This window comes from Xanthobacter luteus (assembly GCF_040049235.1).
Classification (GTDB): Bacteria; Pseudomonadota; Alphaproteobacteria; order Rhizobiales; family Xanthobacteraceae; genus Xanthobacter.
Genome location: NZ_JBDZDO010000005.1, coordinates 171,872 through 190,030, shown reverse-complemented (window position 1 = coordinate 190,030; position 18,159 = coordinate 171,872). Strand labels below are relative to the sequence as shown.

The 18,159-nt window shown below is 69.7% G+C and carries 15 protein-coding genes; 7 read left to right on the top strand and 8 right to left on the bottom strand.

Annotation, left to right across the window (positions count from 1 at the left end; genetic code table 11):
* Positions 1 to 87 precede the first annotated feature (87 nt).
* The 3 genes from ABLE88_RS16270 to ABLE88_RS16260 all read right to left on the bottom strand — a co-directional run bounded on the left by ABLE88_RS16270 (position 88) and on the right by ABLE88_RS16260 (position 2,767).
* Complete coding sequence (locus ABLE88_RS16270; RefSeq protein ID WP_121624936.1) at positions 88 to 468, bottom strand: cupin domain-containing protein; 381 nt, start codon at positions 466 to 468, stop codon at positions 88 to 90.
* A gap of 242 nt (positions 469 to 710) precedes the next feature.
* Positions 711 to 2,201: a 4-hydroxyphenylacetate 3-hydroxylase family protein gene (locus tag ABLE88_RS16265; protein WP_348832740.1), complete on the bottom strand. Its 1,491-nt coding sequence runs from the start codon at positions 2,199 to 2,201 to the stop codon at positions 711 to 713.
* An 11-nt stretch (positions 2,202 to 2,212) separates the two neighbouring features.
* The gene (locus ABLE88_RS16260; protein ID WP_348832739.1) at positions 2,213 to 2,767 is read right to left on the bottom strand and encodes a flavin reductase family protein; all 555 of its coding nucleotides are present in this window, start codon (positions 2,765 to 2,767) and stop codon (positions 2,213 to 2,215) included.
* A 277-nt stretch (positions 2,768 to 3,044) separates the two neighbouring features.
* On the opposite strand from ABLE88_RS16260, the gene ABLE88_RS16255 reads away from it, so the two are divergent.
* From ABLE88_RS16255 to ABLE88_RS16240, 4 genes are all read left to right on the top strand, one after another.
* On the top strand, positions 3,045 to 3,830 hold the full coding sequence (locus ABLE88_RS16255; RefSeq protein ID WP_348832738.1) for a MarR family winged helix-turn-helix transcriptional regulator: 786 nt from the start codon (positions 3,045 to 3,047) through the stop codon (positions 3,828 to 3,830).
* Positions 3,831 to 4,056: 226 nt separating this feature from the next.
* Positions 4,057 to 6,231 (top strand): acetate--CoA ligase family protein, encoded by a 2,175-nt coding sequence (locus tag ABLE88_RS16250; RefSeq protein ID WP_348832737.1) that lies wholly within the window; start codon positions 4,057 to 4,059, stop codon positions 6,229 to 6,231.
* Positions 6,228 to 7,217: an NADPH:quinone oxidoreductase family protein gene (locus ABLE88_RS16245; protein WP_348832736.1), complete on the top strand. Its 990-nt coding sequence runs from the start codon at positions 6,228 to 6,230 to the stop codon at positions 7,215 to 7,217. The genes ABLE88_RS16250 and ABLE88_RS16245 overlap by 4 nt, the downstream gene beginning before the upstream one ends.
* Positions 7,214 to 7,996 carry an enoyl-CoA hydratase/isomerase family protein gene (locus ABLE88_RS16240; RefSeq protein ID WP_348832735.1) on the top strand — a complete coding sequence of 261 codons (783 nt, stop codon included), beginning with the start codon at positions 7,214 to 7,216 and terminating at the stop codon, positions 7,994 to 7,996. Before ABLE88_RS16245 ends, ABLE88_RS16240 begins: the two co-directional genes overlap by 4 nt.
* Before the next feature lie 17 nt (positions 7,997 to 8,013).
* Here ABLE88_RS16240 and ABLE88_RS16235 read toward each other — a convergent pair whose 3' ends face one another.
* Positions 8,014 to 9,258, bottom strand: a complete 1,245-nt coding sequence (locus tag ABLE88_RS16235; RefSeq protein WP_348832734.1) for a cupin domain-containing protein — start codon at positions 9,256 to 9,258, stop codon at positions 8,014 to 8,016.
* A gap of 338 nt (positions 9,259 to 9,596) precedes the next feature.
* On the opposite strand from ABLE88_RS16235, the gene ABLE88_RS16230 reads away from it, so the two are divergent.
* Positions 9,597 to 10,025 carry a Rieske (2Fe-2S) protein gene (locus tag ABLE88_RS16230; RefSeq protein WP_348832733.1) on the top strand — a complete coding sequence of 143 codons (429 nt, stop codon included), beginning with the start codon at positions 9,597 to 9,599 and terminating at the stop codon, positions 10,023 to 10,025.
* A 133-nt stretch (positions 10,026 to 10,158) separates the two neighbouring features.
* The gene (locus ABLE88_RS16225) at positions 10,159 to 10,695 is read left to right on the top strand and encodes a hypothetical protein (RefSeq protein WP_348832732.1); all 537 of its coding nucleotides are present in this window, start codon (positions 10,159 to 10,161) and stop codon (positions 10,693 to 10,695) included.
* Positions 10,696 to 10,740: 45 nt separating this feature from the next.
* Here the strand turns inward: ABLE88_RS16225 and ABLE88_RS16220 are convergent, their stop codons facing one another.
* The 4 genes from ABLE88_RS16220 to ABLE88_RS16205 all read right to left on the bottom strand — a co-directional run bounded on the left by ABLE88_RS16220 (position 10,741) and on the right by ABLE88_RS16205 (position 17,330).
* Positions 10,741 to 11,436: a glutathione S-transferase C-terminal domain-containing protein gene (locus tag ABLE88_RS16220; RefSeq protein ID WP_348832731.1), complete on the bottom strand. Its 696-nt coding sequence runs from the start codon at positions 11,434 to 11,436 to the stop codon at positions 10,741 to 10,743.
* A gap of 65 nt (positions 11,437 to 11,501) precedes the next feature.
* The gene (locus ABLE88_RS16215) at positions 11,502 to 11,729 is read right to left on the bottom strand and encodes an AbrB/MazE/SpoVT family DNA-binding domain-containing protein (RefSeq protein WP_348832730.1); all 228 of its coding nucleotides are present in this window, start codon (positions 11,727 to 11,729) and stop codon (positions 11,502 to 11,504) included.
* A 537-nt stretch (positions 11,730 to 12,266) separates the two neighbouring features.
* Complete coding sequence (locus ABLE88_RS16210) at positions 12,267 to 15,998, bottom strand: vitamin B12-dependent ribonucleotide reductase (RefSeq protein ID WP_348832729.1); 3,732 nt, start codon at positions 15,996 to 15,998, stop codon at positions 12,267 to 12,269.
* A 414-nt stretch (positions 15,999 to 16,412) separates the two neighbouring features.
* Positions 16,413 to 17,330, bottom strand: a complete 918-nt coding sequence (locus ABLE88_RS16205; protein WP_348832964.1) for a LysR family transcriptional regulator — start codon at positions 17,328 to 17,330, stop codon at positions 16,413 to 16,415.
* Between the two features lie 93 nt (positions 17,331 to 17,423).
* Here ABLE88_RS16205 and ABLE88_RS16200 point away from each other — a divergent pair, with 93 nt between their 5' ends.
* Entirely contained in the window at positions 17,424 to 18,143 is a 720-nt protein-coding gene (locus tag ABLE88_RS16200; RefSeq protein WP_348832728.1) for an SDR family oxidoreductase, read from the top strand.
* Positions 18,144 to 18,159: the final 16 nt, after the last annotated feature.

Below are 18,159 nucleotides of genomic sequence, written 5' to 3'. Positions count from 1 at the left end.
GATGAGGGCGCCATGGGACCCGGAACGGCTGCGCCCGCCCGGAGGTCCGGACGGGCTGAAGGAGGAGAAGCGGCGGCAGGCGAGCGGTCAGGCCGGATCGAAATAGTGGATCTCGATCATCATGGCGCCGGTCTCGGACTTAAACGGGCCGTGATAGACGCCCGGCGGGCGCACCGCATAAGTGTAGGGCTTGAACGCCTCGCCGCCATTGCCGTTCTCGTCGTTGCCGACCGTGAGGTCGCCGGAGAACAGGAACACCTCTTCCCAATATTCGTGCACGAACGGCTTGGTGGTCCACACGCCGGGATCGAACTTGAGGATGCGGGTGCGCGAGCCGGTCTTGTTCACCTCGTCGAGGGCGCCGGAGAGGATCTTCTGCTTGATGCCCTCGGGATAGCCGGGGGGAACCTCCCATCCGGTGCTGAAGTCGACCGCGCGGAACTCGTCGTGCAGCTTGTTGATGGCCATCTGGTCGTGGTCCTCTCTGAGGGCAGTCTTAGAATTGTCCTGAACTCTACGGAGCAGCCTGGCTCCGTCCTTCGCCCGTCATGCCCCGGCTCGTCCGGGGCATCCACCCCTCCATTCGCCCGGCGGCCGGCGAAGTCGAGCGCCATCCCGGCCTGACGTGGATCCCCCGGACAAGCCGGGGGATGACGGCGGTTTCACATTTGGCGGCCGGCTTCATCCCATCGCCGGTGTGCCATCGTCTCTTACTCGGCGGCGCGCGCCGGGCTTTGCGACACGCCGATCTCGTCGGCGAGCGCGTAGGAGCCGAGCATGCGGTCGAGCAGCGCCCCTGCGCCGTCCCAATCATAGGTGCGGAAGGAATGGCCCTTCACCACGAAGCTCGCGCCGGCATAGAACATCTCGTACTGGGCGTGGCGCGAGGCGAACTCGGAGCCCACCGCGTCCCAGGCGAGCTTGTAGAACTTCACCTTCTCCTCGGCGTTCGCCGCGGGCGACTGCTGGGTCTTCTCGATCAGGCCGGCGAGCTCGGCGTTCTCATAGTCGTGCACCGAGGACGGCAGCATGATCATGCCGCCGCCGGCAAGGTCCCGCAGCGCCGTGATGAAGCGCGGATAGAGCTGCTGGGCCAGCGTCTGCGCGGCGTACAGGGTGTGCCGGTCGGGGATGAAATAGGGCCCGACCATGGACCCCTTCGCCTCCATGGCGGCGACAAAGGCGTCCACCATGGCCGCCTCGGCGGCGAGCTGGCCCAAGGTCTCGCGCACCTGGGGGAAGTTGGTGGTGCCGTTGATCTCGCAGGTGCGCCGCGCGATGGCGAGCAGGAACTTGATCTTCACCTTGAGGCGGATCTGCGCCTGGTAGTTCTGGTAGACGTGCGCCGGGGTGGCGTGGAACTGCTTGGCGGTCATGTCGATGCTGTCGACGATGAACACCCGGTCCCACGGCACCTTCACGTCGTCGAAATAGAGCACCGCGTCGTTCTCGTCGAAGCGGCTCGACAGCGGATTGTCGAACACCGACGGCGCGCCCGCCTCGTAGGACTTGCGCGAGAGGATCTTCAGACCCTTGGTGTTCATGGGGATGGCGAAGGAGAGCGCATGCGCCTCGTCGCCGGGCTGCAGCGGCTGGATGCAGGTGACGAACACCTCGTTCGCCATGATGCCGCCGGTGGCCAGCATCTTGGCGCCGCGCACCGTGATGCCTTCCGCGTCGCGGTCGACGATGGCGGCGGAGAGGAACGGGTCCTTCTGCTGCGCCGCGCTCTTGGAGCGGTCCGCCTGCGGGTTGATGATGACGTAGGTGAGGTAAAGGTCGTTGTCGCGGGCGTAGCGGTAATAGTCCGCGAGCGCCTTGGCGCGGGCCGGATCATAGGCCTCGAAGGCCGGCAGGCCCATATACATGCCGGCAATGCAGGAGGCGACGTGATCCGGGGCGCGGCCGAGGAAGCCGGCATGCAGCTCGGTCCAGGCCTCCAGGCCCTTCCGGCGCGTCACCAGCTCCTCATACGAGGTGGGCAGCTGCCAGATCCGGTTCGCCCGGGTGCCGGTGTCGGTCTCGAACGTCATCAGCTCCCGGTTCTCCGGGGCGCTGTGGAAGTCGAACATCTGCCCCACCGAGGCCACGGAGCGGCGGAAGGCGGGGTGGGCGGTGGCGTCCTTGACGATCTCCCCGTCGAGGAAGATCTGGCGCCCGTCCTTGAGGCTGGCGATGTGCTCGGCACCGGTCTTGATCATGGGCGTTGTCCCTAGCAAGCGTGGGACGGCCGGCCGCGCTCGGCCTCGCCGGAAGCGAGGGCGTGGTAGCGGCCGCCGAAGAAGATGAGCGGGTCGCCGCCTTCGGCGGCGTAAAAACGCAGCACGCGGGCGATGAACACCTCGTGGTCGCCCCCCTCGTGACAGGCGTAGGGGGCGCATTCGAGGTGGGCGAGCGCCCCCTCGATGAGCGGCACCCGGCTCTCGCCGCGCCGCACCTCCACCCCGGCCCACTTGTCCGCGAGCGGACGGGCGAAGCGGTTGGACAGATGTTCCTGGTGGCGGCCCAGGATCGAGATGCCGTAGCCCGGCGCGGCGCGCAGGGCGGGCAGCGACAGGGCCGAGCGCGCCACCGAGAACAGCACCAGCGGCGGGTCGAGCGACACCGAGTTGAAGGAGCTCATGGTCATGCCGACCATGGCCTCTTGCCCGGCCGGCCCGCCCTCGGCGGTCACCACGGCGACTCCAGTGGCGAACCGGCCGAGCACCCGGCGCAATGCCAATGGGTCGAAGGAAGGATCGATTTCGTCGGCGATTTGGCGTTTCATGGTAGGCATTCGAAATTAGCTTTGTGACAAAGATATTTCGGAATTCAATGGACGTCAAGCCGGACCTTTCCTTATGACAGGACGGGGCGGTGGCCGTTTCCGGCGCGCCGGAGCACGCGCCGATCGGCTCGCGGATGCGGAGCGGATCGGAGGACGCGTTCTTCGGCCTGCGACTTGGAGCGGGGATCAGGGGTCCGCGCGACCCTTCGGCCCCCGGTCCGAGGCGGGCGCGCCAGTCGGACCTCCGAATCACCACGCCGCGGACGGAGCCGAGTTCATGCCGCCCAAATTGCCCAACTCCGTGCCGGCCGACGGGCCGGAGCCGCAGGGGACAGAGCCCGAGAGCACGGCGCCCCCCGGCACGGCGCCCGCGCGGCCGCGCACCCTGGCCTCGGCGGCGCTGCCGCCCATGCCGCTGCCCACCGACGCCCGCCCGCCCCGGCCGCCGGCGGCGCCCGCGCCGCCGCAGCCGCCGGGCCTGCCGCTCACCGCCTCCCGCCCCTCGCTGCTGGCGGATGGCTCCGACACCGAGTTCCGCGGCCTGGTGCACGACATGCTGGCGTTCGCCTCGGCCATCGTCGAGGTGCGCAACCGCCTCGGCGGGCTGATCGGCCTGTCGGGCACCCAGTACACCATCCTCAGCTCCATCACCCGGCTGAGCCGCGAGGCCCCGGAGCTGGGTGTCAACCAGCTGGCCGAGCACCTGCATCTGTCCGGCGCGTTCGTGACCATCGAGGTGAACAAGCTGGTGGCGGCAGGCTTGGTGGAGAAGACCACCAATCCCGACGACCGGCGCCGCGTGGTGCTGGCGGCGACCCCGGAAGCGGAGCGGCTGCTGGCCGAGCTGATCCTGGTGCAGTGCCCCGCCAACGACACCCTGTTCGAGCCGCTCACGGCCAAGGAATTCAAGAGCCTGCGGGCGATCATCGCCAAGCTCTCGCGCACCGGCGAGGCCACCTTGCGCATCATCGAGGCGCTGGCGCCCGACGGCACCTTGGACAGCGCCAAGCGCACGGCCGCCGGCCCCCGCGGCGTCGACGGACGAACCCGCCCGGGCAATTGAGGCGACCCGCCCGAGAACGCGCGCGCCCGCCCTTCACCCTGCCCGACGAGGGAAATGCAGCCGCGCCCTGTCGCGCCGCGCCGCGCCTTGACAGGCCAATTTAATTCATATGTATTAAATGCGACCAGGCCCCTGCGACAGCTTGCCCGCCGGCGCCCAAACACGAATGATCGGGCGCCCGCCCGAAGAACCCAAACGCCAAATCCCCAACGCCCGAGGTCGAGGCATGTCCCTTCCGCGAGCCGCCGCGTCGGCCGAGCCCCTCCCCGTCCGGCCCGCCGCCCCGTCCATCGACACCTCCTCGCTGAAGCCGCTCCTGGAGCCGCGCTCGGTGGCCATCGTCGGCGCCTCCACCGTGCCCGGCAAGATCGGCGCGGTGCCGGTGGCGATGCTGCGCGAATACGCCTTCCCGGGCACGGTGTACCCGGTCAACCCCAAGGCCGACGACGTGTTCGGCTACCAGGCGGTGCCCGACATCGACGCGATCCCCGGCTCCATCGACCTCGCCGTGGTGGCGATCCCGGCGGCGGGCGTGCTCGACGCGCTCGCCCGCTGCGCCGACAAGGGCGCGCGGGCGGCCGTGGTGTTCTCCTCCGGCTTTGCCGAGGTGAGCGAGGAGGGCCGCGCCGCGCAGCAGGCGCTCGCCGCGCTCGCCCGCGCCCGCGGCCTGCGCATCCTCGGCCCCAATGCGCTCGGCGTCGCCAACATCGATGCCGGCCTGGTGGCGAGCTTCTGCCCGTTCTTCAAGCCGCGCTTCGCGCCCGGCGGCGCGGTCGGCCTCGTCAGCCAGTCGGGCGCGTTCGGCGGCTATGTGGCGAACCTCGCCCAGGACCGCGGCCTGTCCTTCAGCAAGTGGATCACCACCGGCAACGAGGCCGACGTGGAGGTGGCGGACGGCATCGCCTATCTGGCCCAGGACGCGGCGACCCGCGTCATCCTGGTCTATATGGAGGGCGCGCGGAACGGCGCGCGCCTGGTCCAGGCGCTGGAAATGGCGCGCGCCGCCGGCAAGCCGGTCATCGTCCTCAAGGTGGGCCGCACCGCCGTCGGCGCCGAGGCCGCTGCCTCGCACACCGCCTCGCTCGCGGGGGCCGACGCGGTCTATGACGCGGTGATCGCCCAATGCGGCGCCTACCGCGCCTCGAGCATCGCCGAATGGTTCGACCTCGGCTACGCTTATGCCGTCGGCCGCCCGCCCCGCAACAATGCCGTCGCCCTGGTCACCGTCTCCGGCGGCGTCGGCGTGATGATGGCAGACGAGGCGGCCTCGGGCGGGCTCGATCCGGTGCCCCTGAGCGCGGCGGCGCAGGCGCGCATCCGTCAGATCGTGCCGTTCGCCGGCGCCCGCAACCCGGTGGACGTCACCGGGCAGATGCTGGGCGACCTCGCCGGCTTCGAGAAGATGGTGGAGGTGGTGCTGGCCGAGCACGATTTCGGCTCCATCGTCGGCTTCAATGCCGGCGCCGGGCACCGCGAGGAGAGCGGGTTCCGCATTCAGAAGGTGTGGGAGAGCGTGCGGGCGCATCATCCCGACGCCTACATCGCCATTTCGGGCGCGACCCCGCCGGCGGTGCAGCACGCCTACGAGGCGGCGGGATGCCTGGTCTTCACCGCGCCCGACACGGCGGTCGCCACCGCCGCCCGCATGGCGCGGATCACCGCCCGCCTCGCCGACGCCCCCGCCCCGGCCGGCCCGCCTGGCGCGCCCGCCGACATCCCGGCGCGCGCCCTCAACGAGCACCAGGCGCTCGGCCTGCTCGAGGCCGCCGGCCTGCCGGGGCCGGGCACCCGCGTCGCGAAGACGCCCGAGGAGGCCGCCCGCGTCGCCGCCGCGATCGGCTTTCCCGTGGTGGTGAAGATCCTGTCGCCCGACATCCTCCACAAGTCGGACATTGGCGGCGTCGCCCTCAACCTTGCCACCGCCGAGGCGGTGCAGGTGGCGGGCGCGGCGGTGCTGGAGCGCGCCCGCGCCGCGGCGCCGGAGGCGCGCATCGACGGCCTCCTGGTCGCCCCCATGATGCCGAAGGGCGGCGTCGAGACCATCCTCGGCGCCACCGTGGACCCGGTGTTCGGGCCGATGGTGATGTTCGGCCTCGGCGGCGTGCTGGTGGAGGTGATGGGCGACGTGGCGCTGCGCCGCGCGCCGTTCGACCTCAAGGAGGCGCGCGCCATGATCGGCGAGATCCGCGGCGCCGCTTTGCTCGACGGCGTGCGCGGCGCCCCGCCCGCCGACAAGGAGGCGCTCGCCACGGCGCTGGTCGCGCTCGCGCGCTTCGCCGCCGCCAACGCGGACCGGATCGAGAGCATCGACGTCAACCCGTTCCTCGTCTTCCCCGAAGGCCGGGGCGCGGTGGCGCTCGACGCCGTCATCGTCCCCGCCGCTGGAAAGGCCGCCCCATGAGCACGCTCGAAACCATGGAGGCGCTGGTCTGCGCCGCCCACGGCGAGCCCTCCGGCCTCGCGCTCGCGCCCGCCCCGGTGCCCGCCCCCAAGGCCGGCCAGGTGCTGATCGCGGTGGAGGCCGCGGGCATCTCCTATGTGGACGTGCTGATGGTGCGCAACGCCCATCAGAACAAGCACGAGACCCCGTTCTCGCCCGGCATGGAGGTGGCGGGCCGCATCGCCGCCCTCGGGCCGGGCGTGACCGGCTTCGCCGTCGGCCAGAGCGTCGCGGCCTTGGTCTATGACGGCGGCCATGCCCCCTTCGTCGCCGCGAGCGTGAGCGAGACCTTCGTTCTGCCGGAGGGCTGCGATCCGGTGCGCACCGCGGGCCTGCTCTCGGTCGCGCTCACCGCCGACCTCGCGCTCGCCGAGCGCGCCCACCTGGAAGCCGGCGAAAGCGTGCTGGTAAGCGGGGCGGCCGGCGGGGTCGGCATCTGCGCGGTCCAGCTCGCCCGCCGCATGGGCGCCCGCGTGATCGCCGCCACCAGCGCAGAGGAGCGCAACGCGGTGGCGCTGGCGGCCGGCGCGGATGCGGCGCTGACCTATGGCGAGGGGTTCCGCGAGCGCTTCCGCGCCCTCAACGGCGAGCGCGACGCGAACGTGATCGTCGACCCGGTGGGCGGCGCCTTCGCCGAGGCGGCCGCAAACCTGCTCGACTGGGACGGGCGCTACGTGGTGATCGGCTTTGCCGGCGGCGCGGTGCCGAGCTTCGCCGCCAACCGGCTGCTGGTGAAGAACCGGGCGGTGCTCGGCATGGTGCTCGGCTATTATCGCTGGCAGAAGCCGCAAGTGCTTGCTAGATCGGCGGATCGGGTGCTGTCGGCGATCGCCGCAGGCGCCCTCGACGGGCCGCTCACCATCGTGGAGGGCCTTCAGGCGGTGCCCGGCGTGCTCGGCCGCATCGCCGCCCGCCAGCAGCTCGGAAAGGCCGTGGTGCGCCTATGACGACGACCGAAGACCTGGTGCGCGCCGAGCGGCGCGGCGCCGTCCTGCTCCTCACCCTCAACGATCCCAAGCGGCGCAACGCGCTCTCGCTCGGCCTGCGCGAGGCGCTGCACGACGGCCTCGCCGCGGGCATGGAGGATGGCGCGGTGCGCGCGATTGTGCTCGCCGGTGCCGGCGGCACCTTCTGCGCCGGCGGCGACATCGCGATCATGCAGCCGGGCGCCGGAATCGCCAGCCGCGACCGGGTGGAGCGGCTCCAGCGCATCACCCGCCTGCTGGTGGGCGGACCGAAGGTGGTGGTGGCGGCGGTGGAGGGCCACGCGGCCGGCGCCGGCCTCGGTTTGGCGGCGGCCTGCGACATCGTCGTCGCCGCCGAGACCGCGCAATTCCTCAGCGCCTTTGGCCGCATCGGCCTGATGCCCGACATGGGCGCGCTGTGGACCCTGCCCTGGCGCATGGGGCCGGCCCCGACGCGCCGGCTGGTGTTCCTGGGCGAGACCTTCTCGGGCGTCCAGGCGGCCGCGGCGGGGCTTGCCGACATCGCCTGCCCGGCGGGCACGGCGCTCGAGGTGGCGCTGGCGCGCGCCGCGGAGATCGCAAGCGGGCCGACGCGCGCCTTCGGCCTCGCCAAATCCATGCTGGCGCGCCATCCCGCCTCGCTCGACGCCTTCCTGCGCGCCGAAGCCGACGGCCAGGGCCTGCTGTTCACCTCGGACGACTTCGCCGAGGGCCAGAAGGCGTTCTTCGAAAAGCGCGCGCCCGCCTTCAAGGGCGCCTGAGGCGCGCGCGCAGCCGCTCAGCCCGGCTGGATGCCGAGCGGCGTGTCGGGGAAGCGCGCGATCAGCGCCGGATCGATGTTGAAGTGCTGGGCCACCAGTTCCGGCGGCGCGTGGGTGAGCCAGTCGGACAGGTCGACCTCCTGGTATTGGGCGGTCTTGAAGATGGCGAGAACCTGCACCTCCTCGCTTCCGGTATTCTGGATGTAATGACCCTGGCTGCGCGGCACCACCGCGACGTCGCCGGCCTGGAAATCGATGGTCTCGGCGCGCGGGCCGGCATCGAACACGGTCATGCGACCCCGGCCCTTGATCCAGTACTGCCATTCGTCCGCATTGGGGTGCCAGTGCATCTGCCTGAGGCCGCCCGGCTTGATGGTTTCGATGGCGGCGGCGATGGTGGTCGACACCTTGAAGGTGCGGCTGTCGGCGAGCTGGATGCGGCCGGCGGCGGTCTCCTTCACCGGCTTGGTCGCGGTCAGCGGGAAGGTGAAGGGCTCAGGCACGGTGCCGCCCGAGGCCACCGCCGCCCGGTCGGCCGCGAGCGGGCCGGGCTCCTTGCCCTGGAAGATCCAGAGGTCCTGCAGGGGGATGCGCGCGAACGCCTCCGGCGGCACGCCGAAATTCTGGCCCAGCACCTGCGGCGGCGTGTGGGCGAGCCAGTCGGTGACGAGCAAGGTGTTGAACTCCGACTGGAAGGCGTCGTCGAACACGATCAGGAACTCGCAGCCGTCCGGGCCGAGCCCCTGGAGCGAATGGGGAAAGCCGGGCGGGATGAACCACAGGTCGCCCGCGCCCACGTCCTCCACATAGGCCCGCCCCTCGGCATCGAGCATGGTGATGCGGCAGCGCCCGTTGGTCATCAGCGCCCATTCGCCGGCGAGGTGCCAGTGCAGCTCGCGGATGCCACCCGGGCCGAGGCGCATGTTCACTCCCGAGACCGCGCGCGAGGCGGGGAATTCCGCCGCCGTCATCTGGCGCGCCCAGCCGCCGCCCTGCACCCGCTTCGGCATGATGTTGAAGGACGACCAGAGCAGGGGCGAGTTGCCCACATCGGTCGCCGGGGGATTCTGGAACGAGGGCAGCTGGTCCTGGAGCGCCGGGCTGCGCGGTCCGGGCTCGGAGAGCGCGCCGGGGGTGGAATTGATCGCGCCCTGGGGCGGCGCGTCCGGATTGCCGAAGGAGGCGGCCTGCGCCTGCGCGGCGGCGAGCACGCTGCCGGCGGCGCCGAGCGCCAGCAGCGAGCGGCGGGAAAGCTGGTCCATGGTGCGTCTCCTTCTGCGGGGCACGCGCCGGGCGCGCGCCGTCCTGGTTCCGGCAGCATGGCGGCGCGACCCGGCAAGTATTTCCCGTTTGCACGCCCCGTATTCATCCAAAGGACGCGCCGACTATACCCGGAGGGGTAGGCTCCATACCGGAGGATGGGCGGCATCGGCGCGCGATCGGGCGCGCGCGACGGGCGTGGGCCGGCACCGGCGGCGAGCCGGTGGCGCAAACCCGACAATCGGCGTGGCGCGGGACTTGCTTGGTGTTCCGAAGCTTCGATGCGGAGCGCCGCCGCCCCGCGCCGGGAGCCGCCCGCATGTCTCGAAAGGCACAGGCCATGACCGACATCTTCGCCATCTGCGCCACCTACGAGGTGGATGACGGCGGCGCGCGCGGCTTCGTGCTCGCGAGGCGGGACGCGGCCGGCGCCATCGTGCGCTGGCCCATCATCGTCACCCGCAAGGGCAACCATTTCTACGGCTTCGAGAATGCCTGCCCGCACGAAGGCGAGCGCCTGGACACCGTGCCCGGCGAATTCCTGGACGAGGAAGGCAACTTCCTGACCTGCGGCAGGCACCACGCCCAGTTCGACCTCGACACCGGCCACTGCTTCATCGGCCCCTGCCAGGGCAAGGCGCTGACGGCGATCCCGCTGATCATCGACGACGGCGACATCTGCCTTTCCGGCGTCGACCTCGCCGACGAGGACGGCATGGACATCGAGGACCCGAACGCGGTGCCCGAGGTGATGATCACCGGCGATTGAGACGCCCGGCGCTGCACCGCTTTCCCCTTCAGACAGAAAAGGCACGCCGACGCGACGTCCCGGCGCCGGCGCGCGCCGGGCAGGCACGGCCATTTCCCGGCCGACACGCCCCATTCAAACAAGGACATGATCCATGACCGTTGTCGCAGACACGCCGTTCGCCAAGCTCGACGCGGAGGGCCGGCTGCTGAAGCCCGCCCTCAATGCCGACACCCACGTGCCCGGCCGCTTCGGGTTTCGCGGCGAGATCGCCTATGACGATGCCGAGACCGTGCTGAAGGAGGTGTTCTCGGTCTGCGAGAGCGGCAAGCCGGCGATCGGCTTCCTGGCCGGCTCCATCGCCCGGCTCGAGACCCTGCCCAAGCTGGTGGAGACCTTCGGGGCGGCGCTCGACGGGGCCGGCAACTATTTCATCTACGTGTCCGATCTGCCGCGCGGCAACCGGATGATCGTGCGCTTCGGCGAAGTGAAGGTGCACGTGATCTTCCTCGACGACACCTCGGTCTATAACGAGCTGATCGACACCTTCTACGTGGACAAGATGAAGCTGAAGAAGTTCGACACCGCCGCCAAGCTCGACGCGCTGGCCGAGATCGGGCTGAAGTACGATTCGCCATCCGACTACAAGGAGATGTCGTTCGCCGACGGGATGGCGCTCAAGGCCGCCTGAGCGGGACGGGGCGGGCGCGGCGCCCGCCGTTCGCCGCGCGCGCGCTCAGCCGCCTTGGACGCGGGCGTGGATGTCGGTGACGTGGCGCACCAGGTTCCCGTTCGCGTCCACGAACGCCTTCAGCGGCGTCTCGATGGCGTAGAAGAAGATGTTGGCGATGAAGCCGTAGATGGCGGCGTCGGTGCTGGTGGGCGTCGGGCCGAACACGAAGCCCTCGGCCGGCACGAGGTTCGCCAGCACGCCGAGATCCTTCAGCCCGCGGGCATAGGCGTCCGGCGGATCGTAGCGGCCGATGCCCTGGAAATGGTAGCGCTTGGCGTTGAACTCCTTGGCGGCGAGGAGGTCCGCGTCGGTCAGGCGCGGGTGCTCGCGCTTCAGCGCGGCGGCGAACAGAGGCCAGAAGGCCTCGTCCTTCCAGCGCGAATAGGACATGACCCAATAGAGGTCGTCGAGCAGCCGCAAGATCATGAGCGCCATGTCGCGCTGGGCCGGCGTGCGGGCGTCGTCCAGCGTCACGCCATATGCGCGCGTGGCATGAGCGATGATGGCCTCGCTGTCGCCGATCGTCTCGCCGTCGTCGGTGGCATAAGGCAGCTGCGCGCGCGGCGCCTGCGCGGCGTCGAACAGATGCTCGTGGCGGAACGGCACGCCGGCGAGCTTCAGGAAGGCATAGACCTTCAGTCCGTAGCCGTTGTTGTCGGCGACGCCGAACAAGGAGGGGTAGGAATAGAGGGTGAGCACGGGGCGCCTTGGCTCGGAGCGGTCGAGCGGAGGATGGCCGGGCCGGGAGAGAAAGCGCAAGCGCGCTACGACTGCGCCAGCACCTGAAGCGCGCGACGGCGGCGCGCCATGACGCGGCGGGCGGCCACCATCTGCTCCTCGAACTCGGGATCGCAGGTCGTAAGCCGATAGCCGTCCGGCGTCTCGGTGAGATAGAGCGTGTCGCCCTCGCCCACGTTCAGACGCTGGAGCACCTCTTTCGGGATGATGGCCCCGACCGAGTCTCCCACCTTGGCGAGCTTCAAAGCGACCATGACGGCTTTCCTCGCGGAGTACCTTCATTAGAACATACTTACCAGCACGACGAACGGCTGATCAATTGCGACAGCATCTAAAAGCAGATGCCCAGGGTCGCCCCTGGGCATCCGCGTTTTGCGGCAGAGACATTAACAACAGACATTTTGTCTGTCATTTTCCCTTCTTGTTGGGCGTCTGCGTCAGCGCGGAGGCAGCTACTGACTTTTCTGCCTTCGTCGACTTCGGGTCGCGGAGAATTTGCGACGCCTTTGAGGCAACGGACTTTGACGTAGTTTCGTTCTTTGCCATAGCTTATAACTTTCGAGCAAGGACCATGGTTTCCGCTGGACGCTCTAAGCCAGAATCAATACGGTCTAAGTGCTAGGAAGACGTAATGCCTCGGCTTACGTTCGCCCCCACAAGTGCCACGGCACAACTTCGTGGGTAGAAGCGCTGGAGCAATTGCTCCAGCGCTTTTTTCTTTCTGTAGTTGTATCTCGTTTTGTTCTCCAAGGGTTATTGCCGCCCCGAGCAAAGCTCGGGGCGGCATGTGCTCAGCTGCAGCCGGTGGTGCCGCCGCAGGTATCGCATTTCAGGCAGGTGCCGTTGCGCACGAGGGTGAAGTTCATGCATTCCGGGCACGCCTCGCCCTCATAGCCCTTGGCGCGGGCCTCGGCGCGCGCCTCGTCCTTGCGGGCGGAGGCGGACCAGGGGAGCTGCTTCTCCATCAGGCTCTCCACCGCGGCCTCGATCTCCTCCGGCTCGGGGACGGGGTCGAGGAGGTGGGCGCTCTCCGCCTTCAGCGCCGTCGCCCCGTCGGTGCGCAAGGCGCGCAGCAGGGTCACGTTGTCACCCGCGGCGCGCGGCTCGCCGGGCGCCGGCTGGGCCGCCAGCAGGCTCACGCTCTTGCCGCGCACCAGGCCCTTGGAGACCACACGCGAGGCCTGGCTGGCGGGCGCCTTGCCCTCGTCCACGCCCTTGCCGAGGGCGTCGAAGCCGGTCTCGGCCAGGTCCACATGGCCGAGGTCGCTGCGGCCGAGATAGCTCACCGCCAGCTCGCGGAACACATAGTCCAGCATGGAGGTGGCGTACTTGATGGTGTCGTTGCCCTGCACCGGGCCCGCCGGCTCGAAGCGGGTGAAGGTGAAGGCGTCCACATACTCCTCCAGCGGCACGCCGTACTGGAGGCCCAGCGAGATGGCGATGGCGAAGTTGTTGAGCAGCGAGCGGAGCGCCGCGCCTTCCTTGTGCATGTCGATGAAGATCTCGCCGAGGCGGCCGTCATCGTACTCGCCGGTGCGCAGATACACCTTGTGGCCGCCCACCACCGCCTTCTGGGTGTAGCCCTTGCGGCGGTCGGGCAACTTCTCGCGCTCGCGCACCCGGTGCTCGATGATGCGCTCCACCACCCGCTCGACGATCTTCTCGGTGACGGTGGCGGCGCGCGCCGCATTGGGCTGGGCCACCAGCGCCTCGATTTGGTCGTCCTCGTCCTCGTCGTCCGCCACCAATTGGGCGTTGAGCGGCTGGGAGAGCTTGGAGCCGTCGCGATAGAGCGCATTGGCCTTCAGCGCCAGGCGCCAGGACAGCAGATAGGCCTGCTTGCAGTCGTCGACGCTCGCCTCGTTGGGCATGTTGATGGTCTTGGAGATGGCGCCCGAGATGAAGGGCTGCGCCGCCGCCATCATGTGGATGTGGCTCTCCACCGAGAGGTAGCGCTTGCCGATGCGCCCGCAGGGCGAGGCGCAGTCGAACACCGGCAGGTGCTCACGCTTCAGGTGGGGCGCGCCCTCGAGGGTCATGGCGCCGCAGATGTGGACGTTGGCGGCGTCGATCTCCGCCTTCGAGAAGCCGAGGAAGGTGAGCAGGTCGAACTTCGGGTTCGCCAGTTCCTCGGCCGGCACCTTGAGCGCCGAGGCCAGGAACTCCTCGCCGAAGGTCCAGCGGTTGAACGCGAACTTGATGTCGAAGGCGCTCTTCACCGCCGTCTCGGCCTTGGCGATCGCCTGATCGTCGAAGCCGCGGGCACGCAGGGTGGTGTGGTTGATGCCGGGGGCCTGGGCGAGCGAGCCGTGGCCCACCGCATAGGCCTCGATCTCGGCGATCTCGGCTTCCCCGTAGCCGAGCGCGCGCAGCGCCTCGGGCACCGCCCGGTTGATGATCTTGAAGTAGCCGCCGCCGGCCAGCTTCTTGAACTTCACCAGCGCGAAGTCGGGCTCGATGCCGGTGGTGTCGCAGTCCATGACGAGGCCGATGGTGCCGGTGGGGGCGATCACCGAGACCTGGGCGTTGCGGAAGCCGTGCCGCTCGCCGAGCGCCAGCGCCTTGTCCCACGCCGCGGTGGCGGCGGAAACCAGGCGGGCGTCCGGGCAGGAGGCATGGTCGAGCGGCACCGGGGCGACCGAGAGCGCCTCGTAGCCGTCCGCATGGCCGTGGGCGGCGCGGCGGTGGTTGCGGATCACCTTGAGCATGGTCTCGGCATTGGCGCCGTGGGCCGGGAAAGGCCCCAGCTCCTTGGCCATCTCGGCGGAGGTAGCGTAGCACACGCCGGTCATGATGGCCGAGAGCGCGCCGCAGATGGCGCGGCCCTGCGGCGAGTCATAGGGGATGCCGGACGACATCAGCAGCCCGCCGATATTGGCGTAGCCGAGGCCGAGCGTGCGGTACTCGTAGGACAGTTCGGCGATGCGGCGCGAGGGGAACTGCGCCATCAGCACCGAGACTTCCAGCACCACGGTCCAAAGCCGCACCGCGTGCTCGTAGCTGGCGACGTCGAATTGACGGTCGGCGTCCCTGAACTGGAGCAGGTTCAGCGAGGCGAGGTTGCACGCCGTGTCGTCCAGGAACATGTATTCCGAGCACGGATTGGAGGCGCGGATCTCGCCGCCCGCCGGGCAGGTGTGCCAGTCGTTCACCGTGGTGTGGAACTGGATGCCGGGGTCGGCGCAGTGCCAGGCGGCGGCGCCGATCTTCTCCCACAGCTCGCGCGCCTTGATGGTCTTCGCCACCTTGCCGTCGGTGCGGCGGATGAGGCTCCAGTCCGCATCCGCTTCCACCGCGCGCAAAAAATCGTCGGTGACGCGCACGGAATTGTTGGAGTTCTGGCCCGCGACCGTGATGTAGGCCTCGCCGTCCCAGTCGGTGTCGTAGATGGCGACGTCGATGTCCTTGTAGCCCTGGCGGGCATATTGGATCACGCGGCGGATGGCGGCATCGGCGATGGCGAACTTGCGCGCCGCCTTGATCTCGCGCTTCAGCGCCGGGTTCTTCTCGGGATCGAAGCAGGCATCGCCCTCGCCCTCGCAGTTCACGCAGGCCTTCATGATGGCCTTGAGGTGCTTGGCGTTGAGCCTGGAGCCGGTGACGAGGGCGGAGACCTTCTGCTCCTCGATCACCTTCCAGTCCACATAGGTCTCGATGTCGGGATGGTCGGCGTCCACCACCACCATCTTGGCGGCGCGGCGCGTGGTGCCGCCCGACTTGATGGCGCCCGCCGCGCGGTCGCCGATCTTCAGGAAGCTCATGAGGCCGCTTGAGCGGCCGCCGCCGGACAGCTTCTCGCCCTCGCCGCGCAGCGCGGAGAAGTTCGAGCCGGTGCCCGAGCCGTACTTGAACAGGCGCGCCTCGCGCACCCACAGGTCCATGATGCCGCCCTCGTTCACGAGGTCGTCGCTGACCGACTGGATGAAGCAGGCGTGCGGCTGCGGGTGCTCGTAGGCCGAGGTCGAGGCGGTCAATTCGCCGGTCTGGTAGTCCACGTAGAAATGGCCCTGGCCCGGCCCGTCGATGCCGTAGGCCCAGTGGAGGCCGGTGTTGAACCATTGCGGCGAGTTGGGCGCGGCCATCTGCATGGCGAGCATGTAGCGGTGCTCGTCGAAGAACGCCTGGGCGTCGGCCTCGGTGTCGAAATAGCCGCCCTTCCAGCCCCAATAGGTCCAGGTGCCGGCGAGCCGGTCGAACACCTGCTTGGCCGAGGTCTCGCCGACCACGCGCTCCTTCTCGGGCAGCGCGGCGAGCGCCGCCTCGTCCGGCACCGAGCGCCAGAGGAAGGAGGGAACGGAATTCTCCTCCACCTTCTTGAGGCGCGCCGGCACGCCGGCCTTGCGGAAATACTTCTGGGCGAGGATGTCGGAGGCCACCTGCGAGAATTGCGCGGGCACCTCGATACCCTCCTGGCGGAAGACCACCGAGCCGTCGGGGTTGCGGATCTCGCTCACGGTGTCGCGGAACGGAATGTCCGCATAGGGGGAACGACCCTCTTGCGTGTAGCGGCGTTCGACGCGCATGACCGGTGCTCCTTGGGTCGGCCTCGGCGGGCCGAACAATCTAGCAAGTGAATGTGGCAGCCGTGACGAGGCTACGGGTACGGCGCAGCGCGCCGTCCCGGGACAAGGACCGCAGTGTTCGGAAGAACGAGGCGCCCACATCCGGCCTTCGGCCGCACGGGAATGCCCGTCGCTCAGGGGGAGAACGCTAGTGCGAGTCTCGGTCTTCCGTCAAACACTGTTTCGCCTTGATCTGGGGGGCGCTTGACCCGTTACCCACTACATATGGTGCACCCCGGGTCTTTAACAAACCCCTAACGGCGTTGGCTTTGCACCCGTTCGCGGCCTTGTGACGGGCTGATCACGGCCCGGGCGACGACCCCAGATCTTCACCATCATCCACAGGCTGGGACCGGCGCGGGGGCGGCCCGGCCTTCACGACACACCGTGCCCGCCCTCGGCGATGCTCGCCACCAGGAAGTCCAGGAAGGCGCGCACCTTGGCCGGCGGCTGGTGCCGCGAGGGATAATAGGCATAGAGCGGGAACCGCTCCTCCGCCCAATCGGCGAGCACCTGCTCGAGCGCGCCAGCGGCGAAAATCTCCTCCATCCCGATCACCATGGGCTGGAACAGGCCCTGGCCGGCGATGGCGGCGGCAACCGCGCTCGCCGCGTCGTTCACCTGGAGCCGCCCGGACGCCTTGGCGACGAACACCTCGCCGGCGCGGTGAAACTCCCAGGGGAACGGCCGGCCCGTGGCCGAATCGCGGAACATCAGGCACTCGTGGCCCGCGAGCTCGCGCGGATGACGCGGCCGGCCCCGTCGGTCGAGATAGGCCGGCGCGGCGCAGGTGACGATCCGGGTCTCCAGCACCTTGCGCACGATCAGGCCGGATTCCTCCGGCTCGCCGAATCGCACCGCCACGTCGACCCCCTCCCCCACCAGGTCGCCGAGCCGGTCGCGCACCATCAGCTCGATCTCCAGCGCCGGATGGGCGGCCAGGAAGGCGGGAAGGCGGGGCGCGAGGACGAGGCGTGAGAACCAGGGGTCCAGATTCACCCGCAGACGGCCGCGCACGGTGCCCCGCGCCGCGCCGGCCTCGCTCGCAGCCTCGTCCATGGCCGCGAGCAGCGGCGCGACCTGGGCATGGAAGCGCCGGCCCTCGTCGGTCAGCGCCACGGCGCGGGGCGTGCGCTCGAACAGGCGCACGCCGAGCCGCGCCTCCAGCCGCGCCACCGCCCGGCTCACGCCCGAGGCGGTGAGCCCCAAGGCCGCGCCGGCGCGGACGAAATTGCCGGCTTCCACCACCGCCACGAGGACGCCGATCCCGCTGAGCAGACGCCTATCCATGATGATTTTCCATCATTTTAGATCGGACAAAGATGCGTTGAATGCATGCCGACGGGCAAGGGACACTGCCTTCACCAGCCATCAGGGAGCAGTGTCATGGACCTTCGGAACAAGCATGTGGTCGTTCTCGGCGGCAGCTCGGGCATCGGCCTCGCCACGGCCAAGGCGGCGGCCGCCCAGGGCGCGCGCGTCACCATCGCATCGAGCCGGCGCGCCCGCGTCGACGCCGCGCGGAAGGAACTGCCGGCGGGCTGCGCGGGCGCGGCCCTGGACCTCACCGACGAGGCGGCGGTCGCGGCCTTCTTCGCCGCGCTCGGCCCGCTCGACCATCTGGTCTACACCGCCGGCGAGAGCCTCAAGCTCGGCCCGATCGGCGAGACCGGTCTCGACGCGGCGCGCGGCTTCTTCGCGCTGCGCTATTTCGGCGCCTATGCGGCGGCCAAGCACGCGGCGCCGCGCATCGCCGCTGGCGGGTCCATCGTCTTCACCTCCGGCATTGCCGGCGTGCGGCCGCGGGCCGGATGGTCGGTGGCGGCCAGCATCTGCTCGGCCATGGAGGCGCTGACGCGCGCGCTGGCGGTGGAGCTCGCGCCGGTGCGCGTCAACATCGTCTCGCCCGGCGTGGTGCGCACGGCATTGTGGGACGCGATGCCCGACGCCGATCGGGCGGCGCTCTACAGCACCACCGCCGCCGCCTTGCCTGCGGGCCATGTGGGCGAGGCGGAGGAGGTCGCGCAGGCCTATCTCTATGCCATGCGCCAGACCTACGGCACCGGACAGACCATCTTCGTCGACGGCGGCGCGACGCTGGTGTGAGCCGGGCCGGGGCCGC

Excerpts from the sequence above, each read along its gene's own strand:
- ABLE88_RS16255 (WP_348832738.1), top strand. The coding sequence starts at position 3,045 with ATGCCGCCCAAATTGCCCAACTCCGTGCCGGCCGACGGGCCGGAGCCG.
- ABLE88_RS16210 (WP_348832729.1), bottom strand. The coding sequence starts at position 15,998 with ATGCGCGTCGAACGCCGCTACACGCAAGAGGGTCGTTCCCCCTATGCG.
- ABLE88_RS16230 (WP_348832733.1), top strand. The coding sequence starts at position 9,597 with ATGACCGACATCTTCGCCATCTGCGCCACCTACGAGGTGGATGACGGC.
- ABLE88_RS16260 (WP_348832739.1), bottom strand. The coding sequence starts at position 2,767 with ATGAAACGCCAAATCGCCGACGAAATCGATCCTTCCTTCGACCCATTG.
- ABLE88_RS16215 (WP_348832730.1), bottom strand. The coding sequence starts at position 11,729 with ATGGTCGCTTTGAAGCTCGCCAAGGTGGGAGACTCGGTCGGGGCCATC.
- ABLE88_RS16250 (WP_348832737.1), top strand. The coding sequence starts at position 4,057 with ATGTCCCTTCCGCGAGCCGCCGCGTCGGCCGAGCCCCTCCCCGTCCGG.
- ABLE88_RS16200 (WP_348832728.1), top strand. The coding sequence starts at position 17,424 with ATGGACCTTCGGAACAAGCATGTGGTCGTTCTCGGCGGCAGCTCGGGC.
- ABLE88_RS16270 (WP_121624936.1), bottom strand. The coding sequence starts at position 468 with ATGGCCATCAACAAGCTGCACGACGAGTTCCGCGCGGTCGACTTCAGC.
- ABLE88_RS16235 (WP_348832734.1), bottom strand. The coding sequence starts at position 9,258 with ATGGACCAGCTTTCCCGCCGCTCGCTGCTGGCGCTCGGCGCCGCCGGC.
- ABLE88_RS16265 (WP_348832740.1), bottom strand. The coding sequence starts at position 2,201 with ATGATCAAGACCGGTGCCGAGCACATCGCCAGCCTCAAGGACGGGCGC.
- ABLE88_RS16225 (WP_348832732.1), top strand. The coding sequence starts at position 10,159 with ATGACCGTTGTCGCAGACACGCCGTTCGCCAAGCTCGACGCGGAGGGC.
- ABLE88_RS16240 (WP_348832735.1), top strand. The coding sequence starts at position 7,214 with ATGACGACGACCGAAGACCTGGTGCGCGCCGAGCGGCGCGGCGCCGTC.
- ABLE88_RS16245 (WP_348832736.1), top strand. The coding sequence starts at position 6,228 with ATGAGCACGCTCGAAACCATGGAGGCGCTGGTCTGCGCCGCCCACGGC.